Consider the following 19,444-nt stretch of genomic DNA (forward strand, 5'->3'; position numbering starts at 1 on the left):
AAGGGTACAAAAGGACGGAGGTGGGAATGATTCCGGAGGATTGGGAGGTGGTGACAGTTGATGATGTTGCGAACGTTTTGACTGGATTCCCTTTTCCTAGTTCTAAGTATTCTAACTCAGGAATAAAATTATTACGCGGCTCGAATGTAAAGCGAAACATTCTTGATTGGTCAGTTCAAATAACCAAGTATTGGCCTGAGCTTACTCCTGATATTCAGCAATACATATTAGAGGATGGCGACATAGTGATCGCAATGGATGGATCTTTGGTTGGTAAAAGCTTTGCTCAAATTAGCAGTGCAGATTTGCCACTTTTATTACTTCAACGAGTAGCCAGACTTCGTACATTAAATATTGATCTTGGATACCTCAAGGAATTGATATGTTGTCCAATCTTCACAAAGCATTGTGATGAGGTTAAAACTGTTACCGCAATTCCTCATATTAGCCCAGCTGACATCAAAGGGTACAAAATTCCTCTCCCTCCCACTCGTACAGAGCAGCGCGCCATCGCCACGGCCCTCTCCGACGCGGACGCGGCCCTGGCGGCCCAGGACGCGCTGATCGCCAAAAAGGAGGACTTCAAGCGCGGCATGATGGAGGCCTTACTGAGCGGGGAGCTGAGGTTGGATGGGTTTAATGGGGCGTGGGAGGAGGTGACGTTGGGTGACCATCTAAAAATGCAAGTTGGTGCTCCATTTTCTTCAGCGTACTTTAATAAAAAGGCTATTGGTCTTAGGCTTGTGAAAAACCGTGACCTAAAATCTAGTGATTCAATCACTTACTACTCTGGAAGTTTTTCTGAAGAATTCGTCGTTGAAAGTGGAGATATCTTAGTTGGAATGGATGGTGACTTCATCCTCTGTTGGTGGGCTGGAGGGATGGCCTTATTAAACCAGCGAATTGGCCGGCTACGATTTATTGACTCAACAATCTACCCTGGGTATCTTTATTATTCTTTAAAGGGAAAGCTAAAAGAGATTGAACATGCTACTGCGGCAACAACCGTTAAGCATTTATCTCACTCTGATGTAGAGAATGTTGAAATTACTATTCCCTCCCTCCCTGAACAACGCGCCATCGCCACCGTCCTGTCCGATCTAGACGCGGAGTTAGCGGCCGTGCGGGCGCGGCGGGCGAAGCTGGCGCGGGTGAAGGCGGGGATGATGGAGGCGTTGTTGACGGGGGCGGTGCGGTTGGTTTGAGTACTTTTAGGGAATTAACACCTAGATCATGAATTATCGAGAGTTTGAAGACACCATTTACGAACAGTTAAAGCAATGGAGAACGGCTTACGGCTGGCACTTTTCTATGCGCAAAAATGCCAGTACGGGCTCTGAGCGAGATCGGTTCATTGGGACGTATAAGAATAGTTACGCGGGCACTACTTTCTGGAAAATTAAAGCGGGGTATCCGGGAAGCTCCTCCGATACCATCAATCTGATGTGTACGCTCGAGGGTGGTGAATACGATTATAAATTTGAACTTAGACACACCCGGTCACCAGAAGACCACCAAAATCAGTTGGTGCTGCGATTTTTGGAACGACTGTCAGAAAGTGAGGGACCACCTTTTGATCGGATACAGCGGACCCCGTCAGACCGCAAGCACCTGGTTGATGTAATCAGGAGCCCCCAAAGAAAATATTCAGAATGGGAAACTTTCTTTGAAGATTTACGGCAGGATTTAGCAGGGTTCATTCCCCTGGTGGACGCAGTACTAGAAGACTTTTGCACGGAATATCCAGAATTTGAGGCCGCTAGGTTGACGGCGGAAGACAGCAAGCTGTTCGAAAATAAGTACGAAGAGCGATTGGCAAAGCACGGAAGAACCAGGCTGCCGGGAGATAACGGTTCCAAATCTTTTGTCCCTTTAGGAAGAAAAACCTGGGAGAGACTACTGAGGGATCAGGAAGTTTTTGAGCCCGATGACGTGGTTTTACTTAAGGTCATCTATCAATCGCCAGACCGGGAGAACAACGCCAAGGCCATTGATGCCTTGATTAAAGGGCTGCCATTTAACGAAGGTGAAAATGTGCGGGTGAACGGCGCCGTTTCTAGATTGGGGAAGCGGATTGGCAAAGCTTTAAGGGAAGAACATGACCTTGTTTTTCCAGAGAATAATGAAGGTAGAGATGTCTACTGGCCATTATTCTTCACTGGAAGAACCCGTGATGGGCTATTCTTCTGGAAACTTCGGCCCGAGCTGGTGGCGGCCATGGAAAGTGTCCTCGATTTTTCTCGGCAAATCAGGAGGTTGGCCAATGCATCTCCCCTCAACCAAATTTTTTACGGTCCGCCGGGCACGGGAAAGACGTACGCGACGATTACCCATGCCGTAGCCATTGTGGAAAACGTGGCGGTAGCTACCGTAGAAGAGGAAGAGCGATCGGAAGTACTGCGCCGCTACCGGCGGTACCAACAGGAAAGACGTATTGCCTTTACTACCTTCCACCAGAGCCTCAGTTACGAGGATTTTGTTGAGGGTTTGAAGCCGAGAATAAATAAGGACTCGGAGGAAGAAGCTGGCGAAGTCGAGTACGAAATAAAGCAGGGCATCTTTAGGGATGCTACTACTACTGCAATCTATTCTGCGGTTGAAGTATCAGAGGCAGACGAGGAAAGAACGGCCCTGAATTTTGCGGAGAAGTACGATGCTTTTGTCAAAATGGTTCAGATGAACCTGGCGGCGGAGGAGCCGGTTGAATTGAAAACCTGGACAGGGAAAAAAGTATACATCCGTGAGTTGTCGGAGAAGAAAAGTATGTGGATTTATCATGGCACAGACGGAGAAACTAAGCATACCGTTTCACGGCAGCGGTTAATAAAATTGAATAATAAGATTAAGGAAAAAGGGGAAATAAATAACATCAACAAGTTTATACCCGAAGCAATCGGCGGGGCAAATTACTCCGCATATTATGCCGCATGGAAAGCCGTGCAAGACTTTGTTCCATCGATCGAAACCGCCCAGAAAGATGAATATTCATCCGTCGATGAAAAGGCAGATATCATTAGTGGGCTTGACCTTAGTGAGCTCAATTTTGACGTTGCCCCGGCCCACGTCCTTATCATCGACGAGATCAACCGGGGTAACGTCTCCGCCATTCTGGGTGAGCTCATCACGCTGCTGGAACCCGATAAGCGCCTGGGTGCCCGTGAGGAGTTGCGGGTAACCCTGCCCTACAGCCGCGAAGAATTTGGGGTGCCGCCCAACCTCTACGTCATCGGCACGATGAACACGGCCGACCGGAGCGTGGAGGCACTGGACGCCGCCCTGCGGCGGCGGTTTACCTTCCGGGAGGTGGCGCCGGATCCGCAAGTGATTACGCGTGAACACGCCACCAGTGGCCAGGTTCAGGTGAGTGATCTCGACGTGGACCTAGGGGAGCTGCTCCAGCTGATCAATCGGCGCATCAAAGTATTGAAGGACGCCGACCACCAAATCGGGCACAGCTACTTCCTGCGGGTACGTGACTGGCGGGGGCTTGCCACCGCCTTCAACGACCGGATTATTCCGCTGCTGCGGGAGTACTTCTTCGCCAACTACGGGCAGTTGCAACTGGTGGTGGGCAAAGGCTTTTGCGCCGTAGAAGCTACCGAAACGACGGACTTCGCCATAGCCGACGATGAAGTGGAGGACTACGGGCGCGATTACCGGAGTTACCATTTTCCCGCACCGAATACGGAGGGGGAACTGGCGGATGCGCTACGGCAACTTGGTTTGTCGTGAGGCCGCCGATTGTTACTTACGAGCACCAGAAGTTGAAGGTGGACTTGAAGGGGACCAACAAAGCGCTCCTCAGCAAACCTGAGCTGGAGGCGCTCACGGCTTTCCACGCCTGTGGCGGTCATCGCTACTACGATCTCATCCACCGGGGCGTGAAGTTTAAAAGCTACGTTGGGGTACTCCGCGTGGGTAAACTAACCATCGAGGTGTTGCCGAAACTGGATAACCATGGCGGTCCGGATTTTTGGCGAAACCGGCTCCTCGATATGTTAGCGGTAGTGCCTTCCGTCACGGCTCTTCACCCAACGAGCTCGCACCTGCGGACTCGCCCAAATTCTATTTTGGAACATTACCTGCTGCTGTACGCCAACGAATTGGAGGTACTGCTACGGGGAGGACTGGCCAAAGCCTACCACGGCCGCACCGGGAACCGTACTGCCCTGCGGGGGCGGCTGGTAATGTCGCGTCACCTCACCGAAAACCTGGTGCACAAAGAGCGTTTTTTTGTGGAGGACACGGTGTACGATTACGACCACCCGCTAAACCGAATCCTGGGACAGGCACTGCGGCTGGCGGGGCGGTTGGCTACCACGGCATCTTTACGCAATCGGTTGGGAGCGCTATCGCTACGTTTCCCGGATCTTCCCGACCAGTGGCCGATCACGGAGGAAACCTTTTCGCGACTACGCTACGACCGGCGCACGGAAGCTTACCGTCCGGCGGTGCAGATCGCCCGCCTACTTCTCCTTAACTACCATCCAGACCTACGTTCGGGGCGCCGGGACGTGCTGGCGCTGCTTTTCGACATGAACAAGTTGTGGGAGGGCTTTTTGCTGCAGAGTTTGCGGCGGTTTTTGCCCGCCTTTCGTGTCAGCGGCCGTACACGCGCAAAGTACTGGCAGGGACGAGGTATTCACGCTGGCCTCGAACCGGACCTTGCAATTTATCGTGAGGAATCCCTGGTCGCCCTGCTGGACGCGAAGTGGAAAGTACCTAAGCGGGACCGGCCTTCTCCGGCGGACCTGCAGCAATTGTTTACCTACGCGGGGCATTTTGGAGCCGACCGGGTGGCGCTGGTGTATCCGTCGGCTTCCGCGACGCGGACGCAGGTACCGGGGGCCTTTGTACGCACTGGAGCGGTGGCCGATCTGCTTTGGTTACCGGTGGGGGAGACCACGACCCGGGCCTGGATGGCCCAAATCGCGGGGGAAGTCGGGGAGTGGTTGGGGAACTGAGTTAGGTTTATTCTTCCTCCCGCCAGCGCGACAGTCGCTCCTCACAGAGTTTAGCCGGTAACCACTGATTGACTTTTCGAATTTCGGTGAGCAGGTGATGGAGCTGGCTGGCGGTGTATCGATTGATGCGCTCGTTTTCGTCTAACAGCCACAAAATGCCGTGCGCTTCCCGGCCACGTTTTCGGTAAGCTTTGACGAGCAGTCGGTCCCCGGAAACGATGATGGCTTGCCTGGTTTCCGCCAGCACTACTACGGTGCAGTCCGGGTCAGAAAGCCGGCGGGATACTTCCTCCCGTAGTTCGTCGACCGCCGACTGCTCCACTTCTTCCAACCTGATGCGTTCAGCGTCAACGTAGGGCTGCCAGGAATTTCGCTGCTCGGCCCTCAATTCGTAAAAAACGTCGTAGGTGGTATAAACATCGTGATCGGGCAAGAGCAGGAGCTCGTGTTCCAGTACGATCGCTAGATCGATTAGGATGTTGGCGTCAGTCACCAGGATTTCGGGCATAGCCCAAAAATACTAATTTGAGGAATATTTTTCTCCTTGCAACAAAACGTCTCTAAAGTCGCCCAGTTTCATGCCGTACAGCTCTGCGGCCTTGGACTGAGAAATGCATTCTTCGGCGATGCCCCGCCCCAGTAACTCCAGGAGGCGGGAAGGTTTTTCTTCACCAATGAATACTTCCGGTTCGTTCTTTCGCCAGCCGATCTGGGAAATAGTGACCATGGCGTTTCGGTGGGCGTATTCGGTAATGATGCCAAGGTCTTTGGCGCGGTAGAGTAGGGCAGCGATCGAAAGCCCAAAGTCCTTTTTCAGGCCAATGAGTTCCACTGGATGCAGCTGCTTTCGGTGACTGCCGATCCGTTCGCGCATCATGCTGGCGGGCACGGCAAAGGCACCGGAGAATCGATTAACGGCGCGTTCCTGGTCTAGCTTCGGAGCAATTTTAAGGTAGTGATGACCGAGTTCGTGCAACAGGGTGAAGCGCTGCCGGTCCAGCGGTTGGTTTCGGTTAAAAACAATGAAGTCCTCCTCGCTATCCGGGGTAGAGGATAATCCATCGAAGGCGGAATGAGCGTCTACGGCTAAAATACGGATACCTTCCGCCTCCATCTCTTCTACTACACTATGGATAGGGTTTTCGCCCAGTCGCCAATCTTTTCGCAATTGGTCGGCGGCAGATTCGGCGTCTTCCAGGGATTTGATCACTCCGGAAAATTCCGGCAATTTTTGGGAGGGGATATTCATGAGGTGCTCCGCCTCGGTGTAGCGCTCCAGGAAGTCGCGGGTTTGTTCGAGGATTTGCTGTTCTACCTTTTTGCCTAGTTTACTGCGCTTGCGAAAAGCAACCTGATTGATAACTTTTGGGGTACGGAAGAAGTAACTATAGGGAAGCTCCATTGCCCGGGCCAGCCACCGCAGTTTGTCGGGAGACGGGGCTATTTCTCCTCGTTCGAATCGGCTTAGGGTCGCGGAGGATACTGCCCCACTGGTAAGACCGGCCAGCTCCTTCAGGGAGTAACCGCGCATGAGCCGCGCTGACTTTAGGCGAGTGGATAGGGACATGATGTGGGTAAAGGACTTAGTGAAGGGCAGTAATAAAACTAAGGTAAATGAGAAAAAATTGCAAGAAAAATATCTTTTTTCTCATGAAGGCCAATCTGTGATCTTTCACCAGGACTTCTCTTCATTACCCAATTCGGGGGGCACCGATGTGGCCTGTTGTGTCGTCGGCAAATAGAAATATTTCCTATATTTCCCGTCCCGACAAACCTATTACCCATGCAAGTCTCTGACCGCGAAAGAGCCACCCAGGAACGCGTTTTGAACCAGCTGAATTTAGAGCTGGGGTGGCAGTATTTAGGGAATTGGCAGTACCGGGAGAACAGCCGCTGCGTGGAACGGAAATACCTGGAACAGTATCTACAAAAACGGGGGTACGCCGCCAACGTCATTCAGCAAGCCATCGATGAGTTGATGTGGTTGGTAGAAGATCAGAGTCGTGATTTGTATCCCATCAACATGGACGTTTACCGAATGCTCCGTTACGGGATTCAGGTAAAACCCGGAGTGGGAGAAAATGAGGTAGACGTGAACTTCATTGACTGGGATAATTTTGGCCGCAACGATTACTATTGCGCCGAGGAGGTGAGCGTAGCCGGAGTAAATAACAAGCGGCCGGATATTGTTTTGTACATCAACGGTATTGCGCTGGGGGTTATGGAGCTCAAGCGGAGTTCGGTGAGCGTGGCGGAAGGCATCCGCCAATTGTACGGGAACCAGAAGGAAATGTACATCCGGCCATTTTTTCACACCAGTCAGCTGTTGGTAGCGGCCAACGAGAGTCAGGGACTCCGCTACGGGACTACCCTTACTCCCGAGAAATACTATCTGCAGTGGAAGGAGGAAACGCCAACTAGGGAGTCAGGTTTGCTTCGCCGAGAAATTGCACAACTCCTGAATCGACAACGTTTTCACGAAATTGTCAAGAACTATATTCTTTTCGATGGAGGGGTGAAAAAGGTTTGTCGTCCCCACCAGTTTTTTGGGATTCAGGCGGCGCGGGCGCGGGTGCAAAGCGATGGCGAAGGCGCAGCGCGTGGGGGCATTATTTGGCATACCCAGGGAAGCGGCAAAAGTCTGACGATGGTTTGGTTAGCCCGCTGGATCATTGAAAATGTTACCGATTCCCGGGTGGTGGTGATTACCGATCGGGATGAACTGGATAAGCAGATCGTGCGGGTATTCGACCAGGCGGGAGACGATATTCGGAGGGCAAAAAGTGGGGCAGATTTACTCAAACTGCTGAACGAACACCAACCAGCCCTGATTTGCTCTTTGGTTCACAAGTTCGGTACCCAGCTTTCCGGCGGTAAGGAAGTCTCCGAAGAAGACTACGCCAAAGAACTGCGGGCGGCCTTGCCCCGGGGTTTCAGGGCTAAGGGCAACGTTTTTGTCTTCGTGGATGAGTGCCACCGAACGCAATCAGGCAAACTAAACGAGGCCATGAAGGAGGTCGTGCTGCCGGAGGCCGTCTTCATCGGCTTTACGGGAACTCCACTTATGGCCAGGGACAAGAAGCGTAGCATCGAGGTCTTCGGCTCTTATATCGGTACGCCCTACAAATTTGATCAGGCGGTAGCCGACGGGGTGGTGCTTGACCTACGCTACGAAGCCCGCGACATCAACCAGCGAATCAGCAACCAGACCAGGGTGGACGAATGGTTTGATGCCAACACCCAGGGATTGAACGACATTGCCCGACACCAACTCAAACAGAAGTGGGGAACCTTACAAAAAGTCTTGAGCAGTAAGAGCCGCCTGGACCAAATTGTCATGGACATCAACCTTGACTTTATCAGCAAGCCAAGACTGAAGGAGGGCCAGGGGAACGCCATGCTGGTGGCGGGGTCAGTGTACGAGGCCTGTCGTTATTATCAACTGTTCCAAGAAACGGATTTGGCCGCCCACTGCGCCATTGTGACGTCCTATTCACCGTCCGCCGGTAAGGTGAGTAAGGAAGATAGCGGTGAGGGCACCACCGAAGAACTGCTCAAGTATGAGGTATACCGTAAGATGTTGGGTGACAAAGATCCGGAGGCTTTTGAGCGTGAAGCAAAACATACTTTCATCAACGAACCGGGGAGAATGAAACTCCTGATCGTAGTGGATAAACTCCTGACGGGCTTTGATGCTCCATCGGCCACCTATCTCTACATCGACAAAAGCATGCGGGACCACGGTCTGTTCCAGGCCATCTGCCGGGTCAACCGCTTGGACGGAGAGGGAAAGGATTACGGATACATCATTGACTACAAAGATTTGTTTAAAAGTCTCGAGAAGTCCATTACGGACTATACCAGCGAAGCTTTCGATAATTACGACGCGGAGGACGTTGCTGGTCTGATCGTGGACCGTATTGCCGCTGGGCGGGAACGCCTGGACGATGCACTTGATGCCTGTGAAGCCTTAATTGAGCCCATCGGTAGCCATTTCATGGAACCTCAGATGGTCTATTTTTGTGGACAGGAAGGTGGTCCAAGCCGTGACGATCAAGAGTTACAGCAACGAAGAAAAGTCTTGTACAAGCTCACCGCTGAGCTTTCCCGGGCCTATGCTGCTCTGGCGAATGACATGGCTAAAGCAGGGTATACTGATGGGCAAACCAGTGCCATCAAAAGCCGGGTAGTACACTTTGAAAAGTTACGCCAAAACGTACAACTGCGTAGTAATGACCGCATTGATATGAAGATGTACGAGGCAAAAATGCGTCGCCTCATCGATATGTATATCATCGCCGAGCACAGCCGAAAAATCTCCGAGTTGGAGGATTTTTCGCTCATTGAATTGATCGTAGAAAAAGGGAAGGCGGCGATAGCATCCCTGCCCGAAAACATCCGAGCAAGCGAAGACAACATCGCGGAAACGATCAATGCCAACATCAGAGATGAGATCGTTGAAAAACGGGCTACTAATCCAGAATTCTTCGAGCGGATGTCATCGCTTTTGGAGGAAATTATTCGACTGCGGGAAGCTAAAGCCATTGAGTACGAAGAATACCTGAAAAGAATAGTTGAATTTACCAGGGAATTGAGAGGAAAGGGCCAGAGCTCCCGGTACCCAGAGAATATCTCAACTCCAAGGCAAGTAGCACTGTACGACAATCTTGGAAAAGACGAAGTGCTGGCCATGATGGTAGAAGATACGCTGCGGCTAAGTGCTCGGGATGGATGGAATGGCCATCCTATGAAAGAAAGGGCAGTCGAGAAGGCAGTTGAGAAGCAATTGGAAGGTACTTCCTTTTCGGTAGATGAAATCATGGCGATCTTGAAAAAACACGAGAATGGGTAGAAAAACTACCGAAAAGGTAGGCGACGTAAGTGTTCAGGTGGAGTATAAGGCAGTCAAACACTTACACCTTAGTGTCCATCCGCCAGAGGGGACGGTAAAAGCAGTAGTACCCATCAATACGGATTCAGAGAAAGCTCGCCTGTTTATCGTCTCTAGGCTAGCTTGGATCAAACGCAGACAACGTGCCATCGCTGACCAACCACGAAAATTACCTCCCCAGTTCACTGATGGGGAAAGTGCCTTTTTGTGGGGGAAGCAGTATCGAATCCGCCTTCAATCGACGGCTGGTCGACACCACGTAAAAACTAAGGGTGGATGGTTGGAGATTTGGGTTCGTCCCGGGACTGACCGGCGAGGAAGGCAAAGAACGTTGCGGAGGTATTATAGGGAGGAACTCATGCGAGAGACTCCTCATTTGGCACAAAAGTGGGAAAAAAGGACAGGATTAAGGGCTTCGGAATACAAGGTGAAATTGATGTATACGAAGTGGGGAAGTTGTAACCCAGACGCTGGTAGAATCTGGCTCAACTTAGAATTGGCAAAGCATAATCGGGCTTGTCTAAGTTACTTGATCCTTCATGAGCTGTTACACCTTCAAATTCGGCAACATACAAGTGATTTTAAGGCACTTTTGACTAAATATCTTCCGACCTGGCGGTCAATTAGGGACGAGCTGAACAATGATTTTCCGGGGCTGCCAATACGGGAATGAGTTTACCACCACCAGCCCTTCCTCAATGCAAGATGTTCCTCCTCCACCCCCGGCCGGAAAAACAATACCCCCAGGTGGTACAAATCCAGCGAGGCGGATACCTCCGGCAGCCCCTTCAGCTCCTCCCACGCCCGTTCCATCCCGGGAGACCAGTGAATGTCTGCCACCACAAAGACGGCGTCCGCTGATCGGTGGGGCAGTAAGGTTTTTACGTAGTTCAGGGTTGGCTCGTAGCGGTGGTCGCCGTCGAGAAAGAGCAGGTCAAGGGACTCAATGGTCCCGGCTTGCTGATCGTTGGGGAGATGCTCCTCCAGCCACTCCGCAAAGCTGGCCCGGTACTGGTGAAGCCCGGGGCCTGCGCCGGCTATTTGGAAGGTTTGTTGGGCGAGTTGGGCGATTTCCGAATTCCCCTCTACGGTGTGCAGCGCTGCCCTGGTGTTGGCGGCGTGCAGGTAAAGTCCGGAGATGCCGACGTTGGTGCCCAGTTCCAGGATAGTTTCGGCGCGGAGCCACAGCGCCAGTCGGAAAAGAAGTTTACCGGTGGAGGCGTCGATGGCGTTTTGCCGGACGAGCCGGGCCACCGGGCGCCGCGGCGCCCGGGTAGTGCGACTGGCGGCCCCCAGGGTTGCGGTGGAGACCGTGCCCGGTTGCCGCCGCCAGTGGCGGCGAATGCTGTTCACCAGGTCAAAGGCGTGGTAGTGGCGGTCATCCAGGTAGACCTCCCGGAGGAATTCTTGCAGGTATTCCCCCCGCACGGCGCGGGGAGATTTTGCCGCGAAGTACCAGCGGAGGGTGGTTTTAATGCGGAAGAGCCAGTATTTGAGAAAGCTCATCATTGTGGGCCGCAAGTTAGTATCCTGCTTATTACTTTAGCGCAGCATCGGAGGGGAACCCCTTCCATTACCTACCTAATCAACGCCCATGTCCCTGCTGGACGCACCTTATCGATTTACCCGACTGCAAAAGGGTCTCCTGTTTTTGGCGGGCCTGGTTCTTTTCCTGGCGGCCTGGTGGTTCCTGGCCGAAAGAATGTCGGTACAGCAACCCGTTGGTACCTTCAATACCCGACCGCCATCCAGCCTCACGACCGATCCGGCGGAAATCGCGTACCGGGATTCCATTCTGCGGGCGGACAGCATCGCCTACGCCAACGCCACCGAATTCAAGAAGGTATACCCCCTGCTGCCACCACCCCATCTGGTGTTTAAGTCCTTACCGGAGCTGATTAGTCCGCCGGAAGGGTCAGTGAACAAGAGCCTGGTCATCCACACCGCAATCTCCATCTGGCGCAATCTCCAGGGGTATTTTTGGGCGGTGTTCATCAGTTTGCTGATCGGCATTCCGATTGCGATCAGTCCGGTTGCCAAGGCCATGTTCAGCCGGCAAATTGATACCCTGCGGTACGTTCCGCTTACGGCACTGACCCCCATCTTTTTGATCATCTTCCGACCGGAGGCCGCCGAGGCGATGAAGGTGAGTTTTCTGGCCTTCGGTATTCTGGTGTACCTGCTGCCCGTGGTGATGCAGCGACTCTGGGAAACCGAAGACGTCTACCTGAAAACGGCCTACACCCTGGGAGCCAGCGACTGGCAACTGGTCAAGAGCGTATACATTCCGGCGGTACTCAGCAAGCTGATTGACGATATCCGGGTACTTACGGCCATCAGCTGGACCTACATCATCATCGCGGAGGTGTACTACCGGGATGATGGACTGGGCTCATTGAGTTACATCCTGGGACGCCAGGGCAACGTAGCGGGCGTATTTGGCGTCCTCATCGTCATTGTGCTGATCGGTTACCTGCAGGATCAGCTTTTTGCCTACATGAACCGCAGGCTGTTCCCCCACCGGGACGTGAAATCCGTCCGCCCGGGTCTGAAGGAAACCCGGAGTGGATTCATGATCATTCTCGGAGTAGTGATGACTTACTTACTCATCAGTGCCCTGGTTGGCAAAGTGGCCATTCTGGGCTTCATCGTCGCGATCATCGTGGCGGCTGCCGCTCTCCTCATCATTTTTGGCGAAATCAAACTGCGCGGAGGCGTCCAAACTGCTTAATCCATGCCAGACTTTCAGGACAGTAATCTCGAGAACATCATCGAGCTCCGGAATATCTCCCAGAGCTACGACGGCGGAAAGAACTACATCATTCAGGGCCTGGATTTTCTGGTCGAGGACAAACCCGCTCAGGGGCAGTTCGTGGCCATACTCGGGGCTTCGGGGGCGGGTAAGAGTACCGTTCTGCGGTACATTGCCGGCCTGCAACAGCCGACGGAGGGTACCGTACTGGTCAAGGGAAAACCGATCCGGGAAGCCCCCCGGGTGGGCATGGTTTTCCAGCAGTACAGTAGTCTTCCGTGGCTCACCGTGCTGGAGAACGTGGCGCTTCCGCTCCAGTATCAGGGAGTGGCCAAATCCGAGCGACTGGCCCGGGCCGAAGAGATGATCGAGCTGGTGGGGCTGGCCGGGCACGAACAGAAATACGCCCAGTATCCGACCTTGTCGGGCGGGCAGCTTCAGCGGGTGGCCATTGCCCGAAGCCTGATCGCCAACCCCGATATCCTGCTGATGGACGAGCCCTTCGGCGCCCTGGACATCAATACCCGCCTACAGATGCAGGATTTGCTTACGGAGGTGTGGCACCGGATCCATCCCACCATCGTCTTCGTGACCCACGACATTTCGGAGGCCGTGTACCTGGCGGACGACATCTACATGATGAAACCCGCCCCCAGCCGTTTTACGGAACACGTCAAAGTGGATCTTCCCCTGAAGCGCGACCGCTCGACGAAGCGCACGGATCGCTACGTGGAACTGGTGCGACTGGTGGAGGATAAAATGATCCAGATTACGAGTGGACAGGGGGAGTGAGGAGTGAGGACTTAGGATTCAGGAGTGAGGATTTAGGATTGAGGATTGAGGATTCAGGAAGAGTGTGTGCCTAAATCCTAAATCCTGAATCCTTGATCCTTAAGCCTGTAATTATTGCACCTGCGCTCCGTCGCCCTACGTGAACAACAGCGTGTAGGATCGTTACTTTTCCCGGGATTTTAGGTCAAAATGCCGAACCATTTGGCAGTTTTTGCCTTCCTGTCCTGACAGATTGGCCCTTCGTGGAGATGGTCCGTCATTTGCACACCGCACGCAAGATGCTTAAACGAGTATTTAACATGGCAAAAAAGAATTCCAACGAACCCATCGTGGATGACGAGCTTCTGGAGCAATCAGGTGCCGAACCGGAAGAGAATACGGTAGCTGACCCCGTCGAGGAAGAGCTGATTGAACAACAGGAACAGGGAGAGCCGGAGAACGAATCAGCTTTTACCCAAAAAATTGCTGATCTCGAAGACCGCAACCTGAGACTTCGGGCTGAATTTGAAAATTTCAAAAGACGCAGCAACCGGGAGAAGCTTGATCTCATCGAAACTGCCGGAAAAAAAACTATGCTCGCGCTCCTGCCGGTGCTGGATGATTTTGACCGGGCCAAACAGCAGGCCCTCAGCGATGAGGGAACGGCGAAAGTTTGGGAAAGCGGCATCGGACTCATCGTCAAGAAGTTGCTGACCAGCCTGGAGGCCCAGGGACTCCGCCCCATGGATAGTACGGGGAAAGACTTTGACGCTGATTTCCACGAGGCCGTAACCGAAATTCCCAATCCTGAAATGTCGGGCAAAGTGGTGGATACCATCGAGCGGGGATACACCCTGAACGGAAAAATCATCCGGCACGCCAAGGTCGTCGTCGGAAAATAACCCCCCTTTTCGGAAGTCTTCCCTTCCCCAATTAATTGACAAGCCCGTCTATGGCAAAGCGTGATTATTATGATGTCCTCGGCGTTGATAAAGGTGCCGACGAAAATACTTTGAAGAAAGCCTACCGGAAGCTGGCCATGAAGTATCACCCGGACCGTAACCCCGGGGATGCGGAAGCCGAAGAGAAATTCAAGGAAGCCGCCGAAGCTTACGATGTGCTCAGTGATTCCGAAAAGCGGGCACGCTACGACCGTTTTGGCCATGCCGGTATGGGGCAGGGGGGAGGATTCTCCGGCGCCGGCGGTATGACGATGGAAGACATCATGTCTCAGTTTGGTGACATGTTTGGCGATGGTGGAGGTCCCTTCGGCTCTTTCTTTGGCGGCAGTGCCGGTGGCGCCGGACGTCGGCCACGCGGGGAGCGGGGGTCTAATCTGCGGATTAAAGTTGCCCTTTCGCTGGAAGAAATCGCCAATGGCGTAACCAAAAGAATCAAGGTCAAGCGCCAGAAAACCTGTGAGGTTTGTGACGGTAGCGGCGCCAAAGACGCCAGTAATGTATCTACTTGTGGCACCTGTGGTGGTGCGGGGGTGGTGCGGCAGGTTCGGTCCACTTTCCTGGGGCAGATGGCCACGACCACGACCTGCCCAACCTGTTCCGGAGCGGGAACGGTGGTGAAGGCCAGTTGTAGCAACTGCAAGGGCGAGGGACGTACCTACGGGGAAGATACCATTGAGGTCAAAATTCCCGCCGGAGTAGAGGAAGGCATGCAGCTGAGTATGCGCGGGAAGGGCAACGCCGGCCGCCGGGGCGGCCCGGCCGGAGACCTGTTGATCAACATTCAGGAAAAACCCCACGAAACGCTTCAGCGGGATGGGCAAAAACTGATTTTTGACCTCTACCTCAATTTCGCGGATGCGGCCCTCGGCACCTCGGTTGAAGTGCCCACCATTGACGGGCGGGTGAAAATCAAGGTTCCCGCCGGTACCCAATCCGGTAAGATTTTCCGCTTACGGGGCAAGGGGTTACCGGCCCTGCAGGGGCACGGCAAAGGTGATCAGTTGATTCACGTGAACCTTTGGACCCCAAAGAACCTCACCAAGGAGGAAACCGCGCTGCTGGAAAAGATGCGTGACATGGAAAACTTCAAGCCCAAACTCGAAAAGGGCGACAAGGGATTCTTTGAGCGGATGAAAGAATATTTCAGCTGATCTTTGCGTCTTCAAGGCCAGAAAGCCCCAAATCCTACTATGAGACAACTGGCGCAAATTATTTTTTCAATCCCTACTCCCAAAGGAAGCGGACGTTGGTTAATGGCTTTTTTGCCCCTGTGTCTGCTGCTGACGGGCTGTGGTCCGGAAATCCTCTTTGAGCGAACGCAAGAGTTGCCCACCGGAGGGTGGGCCTATCAGGATTCCGTGGCCTTCGAATTCAGTGTGCCCGATACCGTTCGGAAATACGACCTTTTGCTGAACGTAACCCACGACCAAAGCTTTCCCTACCAGAATTTCTACGTCAATATTCACACGGACTTCCCCAACGGGCGGCGAACAACCCAACGCGTATCGCTGCAACTAGCGGGTGATTTTGGCGCGTGGCTGGGCGACTGTGGAGGTACAAGCTGTGATTTACAAATTCCCGTGCTCTCCAACGCCCGATTCGCTCAGTCCGGAACGTTTGGCGTTGTGGTAGAACAATACTCTCGTGATGAACCCCTGGTGGGCGTCCGGGAACTGGGGCTGCGGGTAGAGGTGGCCGAAGAACAGTAAGCTCCCGTACCCGAAGGCGAGATTTGACAAGTCCCGGTGAAATGGCTACATTTTGCCAGATTCACCAACCCGCCAAAACGGATGCTCAATAAATTTCGCGACAAGTACTGGCTCCTGGCCTTTGGCGTAGCCCTACTTGTTCTTGGTTCCACGATATTCGCTTTTGACCTGTCGGAGCAAACCCGTAAATGGGTGGTGGGCCTGTTGATCTTCGTCTACATGCCGGCCGTAGAAATACTGTTGTGGTTAAAGCGACGTAACACCGAGTAACCGGCGCCGAACAATTACCCCAAATAACTTTTGAGGAGATGCTTATTACGGCTCCGCCGTAAGCGGCGAATGGCCCGCTCCTTGATCTGGCGGACCCGCTCGCGCGTCAGGTCGAAACGCTCTCCGATTTCTTCGAGATTGAGTTGTTCTTCACCGTCAAGACCAAAGTAACAGGCCAGGACGGTGCGTTCGCGGGGGGCGAGCATATTGAGATTGGAAATTACTTCCTTAGACAGCGACTCCCCCATGATTTTCACGTCCGGGTTGGATTCTCCGTCGGTGGCCATGGTGTCCAGCATGGTAATGTCCGAATCATCGCCGGCAACCGGGGCGTCAAAGGAAAGGTGGCGTTGCCGGCCGCGCAGGGCGCGTTCGACGTCGGCCAGGGAAACGTTCAGCAAATCGGCCAGTTCTTCCGGCTCCGGGTCCCGCTCAAATTCCTGTTGGAAACTGGCGATGGCCTGAGACACTTTGGTGTAGCCGGCTGCCTTGTTGTTGGGCATTCTCACCAGACGACTGTATTCCACGATGGCCTGCATGATGCTCTGGCGAATCCACCAGACGGCGTAGGAGATAAACTTGAAACCGCGGGTTTCGTCAAATCGCTTGGCGGCCTTAATCAGACCGACGTTTCCTTCGTTGATCAGGTCGGCCAGACTCAATCCCTGGTTTTGGTACTGCTTGGCTACCGAAACGACGAAACGGAGGTTGGCTTTAGTCAGTTTTTCCAGGGCCAGTTCGTCCCCTTCACGAATGCGGGCGGCTAGCTGAGCCTCCTCTTCGGGGGTTAGCAGGTCGATCTTTCCGATGTCGGATAAATACTTCTCTAACGCGATGCTCTCGCGCGAAGTGATTTTATTACTGATCTTTAGTTGCCGCATTCCTGGAGCCTTTTCAAAGCTTGTGTTTTTTTGTCATCCGGAGAATGGGAGCATACTCCCGTTTGGTTCCTGATCCCCGAAAAATACATTTCTTAAAATATGTCCTAATATAGAAAAAGTTTCAAGGAATCGCAGGGACAAATCGACCAGGGCGAATTTTCCAATTTTAATTGCCGCCCCGCCAACAGTAATGACGGTGGGTTTCTTCCCGGGTTGCTTCCGGTTTTTCGACGAATGATTTCCAGACTCAGGCCGTGAGGACCTGATGTTTTGCGAGGAAGGAAGGGCCAATGGTCACCCCCGCTCCCGGTCCGCTGGGTACGAGAATCCGACCGGTTCTCACGAAAGGCTTAGACTTCCCAATAGACCGGGAACGGTGGTGAGAAAAGCACGACGTTTCATGGATGAAGGGATTTTTTGTTGCTCGCGCGACTCTTCCGGAGCGGCAGATGGGGCGGAAGGTTTTAGTGTTTCTTTGCACGAGTGGGGATAATCAGGACGTTTTGCCTTCAACTAAACCCTCAGACCTTGAAATTTTTCTGGCCCGTACTCGTATTTCTGGCCTGCTCCTCCACGGAGCCCGGGATTACCGAAGAACTTCCCCAAATGACATCTTCGCTCCCAGTGGTCGTGATCGATACTGCGGGGCACACCGTTGCCACCCGCTTCCCTCCTCCACCCGGATTTGTACGGGCACCATTGCCCGCCGATGGCTACGGGAGCTTTCTGAGGAACCAACCGCTGCTGCCGGACGGAACACCCGTGCGATTGTTCAACGGGCAACTTAAGGGACGGCAAGACGTACATGCTGCCGTTTTGAAGCTGGACGTGGGTAACCGCGACCTGCAGCAATGCGCGGACGCCATCATGCGGCTACGGGCCGAATACTTGTGGCAGGAGGAGCGGTTCGCCGATATTCACTTCAATTTTGTTAGCGGTTTCCGGGCGGACTACGCCCGCTGGCGACGGGGGCAACGGATCAGCGTATCCGGAAACCAGGTGAACTGGACGGCCCCCTCCGGACCCAAAACCAGCTATGAGGAATTCCGGCGTTACCTGACGATGGTGTTCAGCTACGCCGGAACGGCGTCGCTGGCCCGGGAAATGAAGGCAGTTCCCGTTGAGGACATCAGGGTGGGTGATGTCTTTATCCGGGGCGGAAGCCCCGGACATGCGGTGGTGGTCATGGACCGGGTCCAAAACCCGGAAACGGGAGCGGTGCGCGTGCTGCTGGCCCAAAGCTATATGCCCGCCCAGCAAGTGCACGTGTTGAAAAACCCCAACGGAGAAAATGGTAGTCCCTGGTACGACCCCTCACAATCACCGCTGGTGACGCCCGAGTGGACGTTTACGCGGGACGAGCTTAAACGCTTCGCGGAAGAGTAGCCGGCACGGCTCCCTCAAGATTACTTTGCACCTGCACACCGTTGCCCTAAGGCAAGCCGCATAAGTACGCCGTTGCATTTTCTCAAAAATCAACGATCCCGACGAGCTATGCGGCAGGTTTGACGTGAACCAGTCGTCAGATTGCCCGCTGGAACCGACCTATCCTTTTCCAAAAATTTCCCGTTCCACCTCTTCGCAAATGATGTGCCCGAGGAGCATATGACCCTCCTGAATGCGGGGCGTGTCCGTGCTCGGGATATTGATCAGGATGTCCACGAACCGGCCGAGTTGGCCGCCACTGGCCCCCGTCATCCCGATGATGGTGGCCCCGGCCTTGTGTCCCGCAGCCGCGGCGGCCAGCACATTTTTGCTGTTTCCGCTGGTGGACAAGAGGAACAGCACGTCTCCCGGTCGGGCCATTGCCGTTGTCAGGCGCGAAAAGGCGTGATCGTAGCCGTAATCATTGGCCACCGCGGTCACGAAGCTGGTGTTGACGTGCATGGCCTCGGCGAACAGGGGCGGTCGGTCCAGGTAAAAGCGGCCGCTCAATTCGGCGGCGAGATGCTGCGCATCGGCGGCCGAACCACCATTGCCGCAGAAGAGTACTTTTCCGTCGGCCCGAAAGCTGCTGACGCAGGCGTCAATGGCCGCCCTGACCCGGTTCTGGAGCTCCTGATCGGCCAGCATGGCCTGCTTAACGTCAATGGCGGCTTGAATGCGGTCTTGCAATGGTAAAAGACTTAAAACGGTTGGAAAATCACGGGTGGGGAAGGATGTGAATCGCCCTCTTCGCCCGGGCGGTGCGGCGACCGAAGCGCCAAAGTTACGGACTGGAGGCGTAGGGTACGGAACGCTGAA

Annotated in this window: 17 protein-coding genes; 12 read left to right on the forward strand and 5 right to left on the reverse strand. The window is 53.8% G+C overall.

Annotated elements, in window-relative coordinates:
* The first annotated feature begins 26 nt into the window (after positions 1–26).
* From E1J53_RS23975 to E1J53_RS12865, 3 genes are read left to right on the forward strand one after another with little or no spacing between them, the layout of a single operon-like run.
* A complete protein-coding gene (locus E1J53_RS23975) occupies positions 27–1,205 on the forward strand; it encodes a restriction endonuclease subunit S (protein WP_134270774.1) in 1,179 nt (392 codons plus the stop codon).
* Positions 1,206–1,233: 28 nt separating this feature from the next.
* On the forward strand, positions 1,234–3,732 hold the full coding sequence (locus E1J53_RS12860; RefSeq protein ID WP_134270773.1) for an McrB family protein: 2,499 nt from the start codon (positions 1,234–1,236) through the stop codon (positions 3,730–3,732).
* A complete protein-coding gene (locus E1J53_RS12865; RefSeq protein ID WP_134270772.1) occupies positions 3,729–4,964 on the forward strand; it encodes a hypothetical protein in 1,236 nt (411 codons plus the stop codon). The genes E1J53_RS12860 and E1J53_RS12865 overlap by 4 nt, the downstream gene beginning before the upstream one ends.
* 7 nt (positions 4,965–4,971) lie before the next feature.
* Here E1J53_RS12865 and E1J53_RS12870 read toward each other — a convergent pair whose 3' ends face one another.
* Both E1J53_RS12870 and E1J53_RS12875 read right to left on the reverse strand, forming a co-directional pair.
* Positions 4,972–5,472, reverse strand: a complete 501-nt coding sequence (locus E1J53_RS12870) for a hypothetical protein (RefSeq protein WP_134270771.1) — start codon at positions 5,470–5,472, stop codon at positions 4,972–4,974.
* A 12-nt stretch (positions 5,473–5,484) separates the two neighbouring features.
* Positions 5,485–6,531, reverse strand: coding sequence for an ImmA/IrrE family metallo-endopeptidase (locus E1J53_RS12875; protein ID WP_134270770.1), 1,047 nt, complete (start codon positions 6,529–6,531; stop codon positions 5,485–5,487).
* Between the two features lie 216 nt (positions 6,532–6,747).
* On the opposite strand from E1J53_RS12875, the gene E1J53_RS12880 reads away from it, so the two are divergent.
* Together E1J53_RS12880 and E1J53_RS24685 are read left to right on the forward strand one after the other, a co-directional pair.
* A complete protein-coding gene (locus tag E1J53_RS12880; RefSeq protein WP_134270769.1) occupies positions 6,748–9,816 on the forward strand; it encodes a type I restriction endonuclease subunit R in 3,069 nt (1,022 codons plus the stop codon).
* Complete coding sequence (locus E1J53_RS24685; protein WP_134270768.1) at positions 9,809–10,528, forward strand: SprT family zinc-dependent metalloprotease; 720 nt, start codon at positions 9,809–9,811, stop codon at positions 10,526–10,528. Before E1J53_RS12880 ends, E1J53_RS24685 begins: the two co-directional genes overlap by 8 nt.
* Positions 10,529–10,530: 2 nt before the next feature.
* Here E1J53_RS24685 and E1J53_RS12890 read toward each other — a convergent pair whose 3' ends face one another.
* Positions 10,531–11,364 carry an O-methyltransferase gene (locus E1J53_RS12890; protein WP_134270767.1) on the reverse strand — a complete coding sequence of 278 codons (834 nt, stop codon included), beginning with the start codon at positions 11,362–11,364 and terminating at the stop codon, positions 10,531–10,533.
* 85 nt (positions 11,365–11,449) lie between these two features.
* On the opposite strand from E1J53_RS12890, the gene E1J53_RS12895 reads away from it, so the two are divergent.
* The 6 genes from E1J53_RS12895 to E1J53_RS12920 all read left to right on the forward strand — a co-directional run bounded on the left by E1J53_RS12895 (position 11,450) and on the right by E1J53_RS12920 (position 16,319).
* A complete protein-coding gene (locus tag E1J53_RS12895) occupies positions 11,450–12,586 on the forward strand; it encodes an ABC transporter permease (RefSeq protein WP_134270766.1) in 1,137 nt (378 codons plus the stop codon).
* A 3-nt stretch (positions 12,587–12,589) separates the two neighbouring features.
* On the forward strand, positions 12,590–13,399 hold the full coding sequence (locus E1J53_RS12900) for an ABC transporter ATP-binding protein (protein WP_134270765.1): 810 nt from the start codon (positions 12,590–12,592) through the stop codon (positions 13,397–13,399).
* Between the two features lie 299 nt (positions 13,400–13,698).
* The gene (locus E1J53_RS12905; RefSeq protein WP_134270764.1) at positions 13,699–14,280 is read left to right on the forward strand and encodes a nucleotide exchange factor GrpE; all 582 of its coding nucleotides are present in this window, start codon (positions 13,699–13,701) and stop codon (positions 14,278–14,280) included.
* 50 nt (positions 14,281–14,330) lie between these two features.
* Complete coding sequence (gene dnaJ, locus E1J53_RS12910) at positions 14,331–15,491, forward strand: molecular chaperone DnaJ (RefSeq protein ID WP_134270763.1); 1,161 nt, start codon at positions 14,331–14,333, stop codon at positions 15,489–15,491.
* A gap of 102 nt (positions 15,492–15,593) precedes the next feature.
* Complete coding sequence (locus E1J53_RS12915; protein WP_173021470.1) at positions 15,594–16,049, forward strand: gliding motility lipoprotein GldH; 456 nt, start codon at positions 15,594–15,596, stop codon at positions 16,047–16,049.
* A gap of 81 nt (positions 16,050–16,130) precedes the next feature.
* Positions 16,131–16,319, forward strand: coding sequence for a hypothetical protein (locus E1J53_RS12920; RefSeq protein ID WP_134270761.1), 189 nt, complete (start codon positions 16,131–16,133; stop codon positions 16,317–16,319).
* A 14-nt stretch (positions 16,320–16,333) separates the two neighbouring features.
* On the opposite strand, the gene E1J53_RS12925 is transcribed toward E1J53_RS12920, so the two are convergent.
* Entirely contained in the window at positions 16,334–17,200 is an 867-nt protein-coding gene (locus tag E1J53_RS12925) for an RNA polymerase sigma factor RpoD/SigA (protein ID WP_134270760.1), read from the reverse strand.
* Between the two features lie 528 nt (positions 17,201–17,728).
* Between E1J53_RS12925 and E1J53_RS12930 the strand changes: the two genes are divergently transcribed.
* The gene (locus E1J53_RS12930) at positions 17,729–18,586 is read left to right on the forward strand and encodes a DUF4846 domain-containing protein (protein WP_216650042.1); all 858 of its coding nucleotides are present in this window, start codon (positions 17,729–17,731) and stop codon (positions 18,584–18,586) included.
* 159 nt (positions 18,587–18,745) lie between these two features.
* Here the strand turns inward: E1J53_RS12930 and E1J53_RS12935 are convergent, their stop codons facing one another.
* Positions 18,746–19,315: an SIS domain-containing protein gene (locus E1J53_RS12935; protein WP_253931640.1), complete on the reverse strand. Its 570-nt coding sequence runs from the start codon at positions 19,313–19,315 to the stop codon at positions 18,746–18,748.
* Positions 19,316–19,444: the final 129 nt, after the last annotated feature.

Source organism: Lewinella sp. W8 (assembly GCF_004375085.3).
Classification (GTDB): domain Bacteria; phylum Bacteroidota; class Bacteroidia; order Chitinophagales; family Saprospiraceae; genus Neolewinella.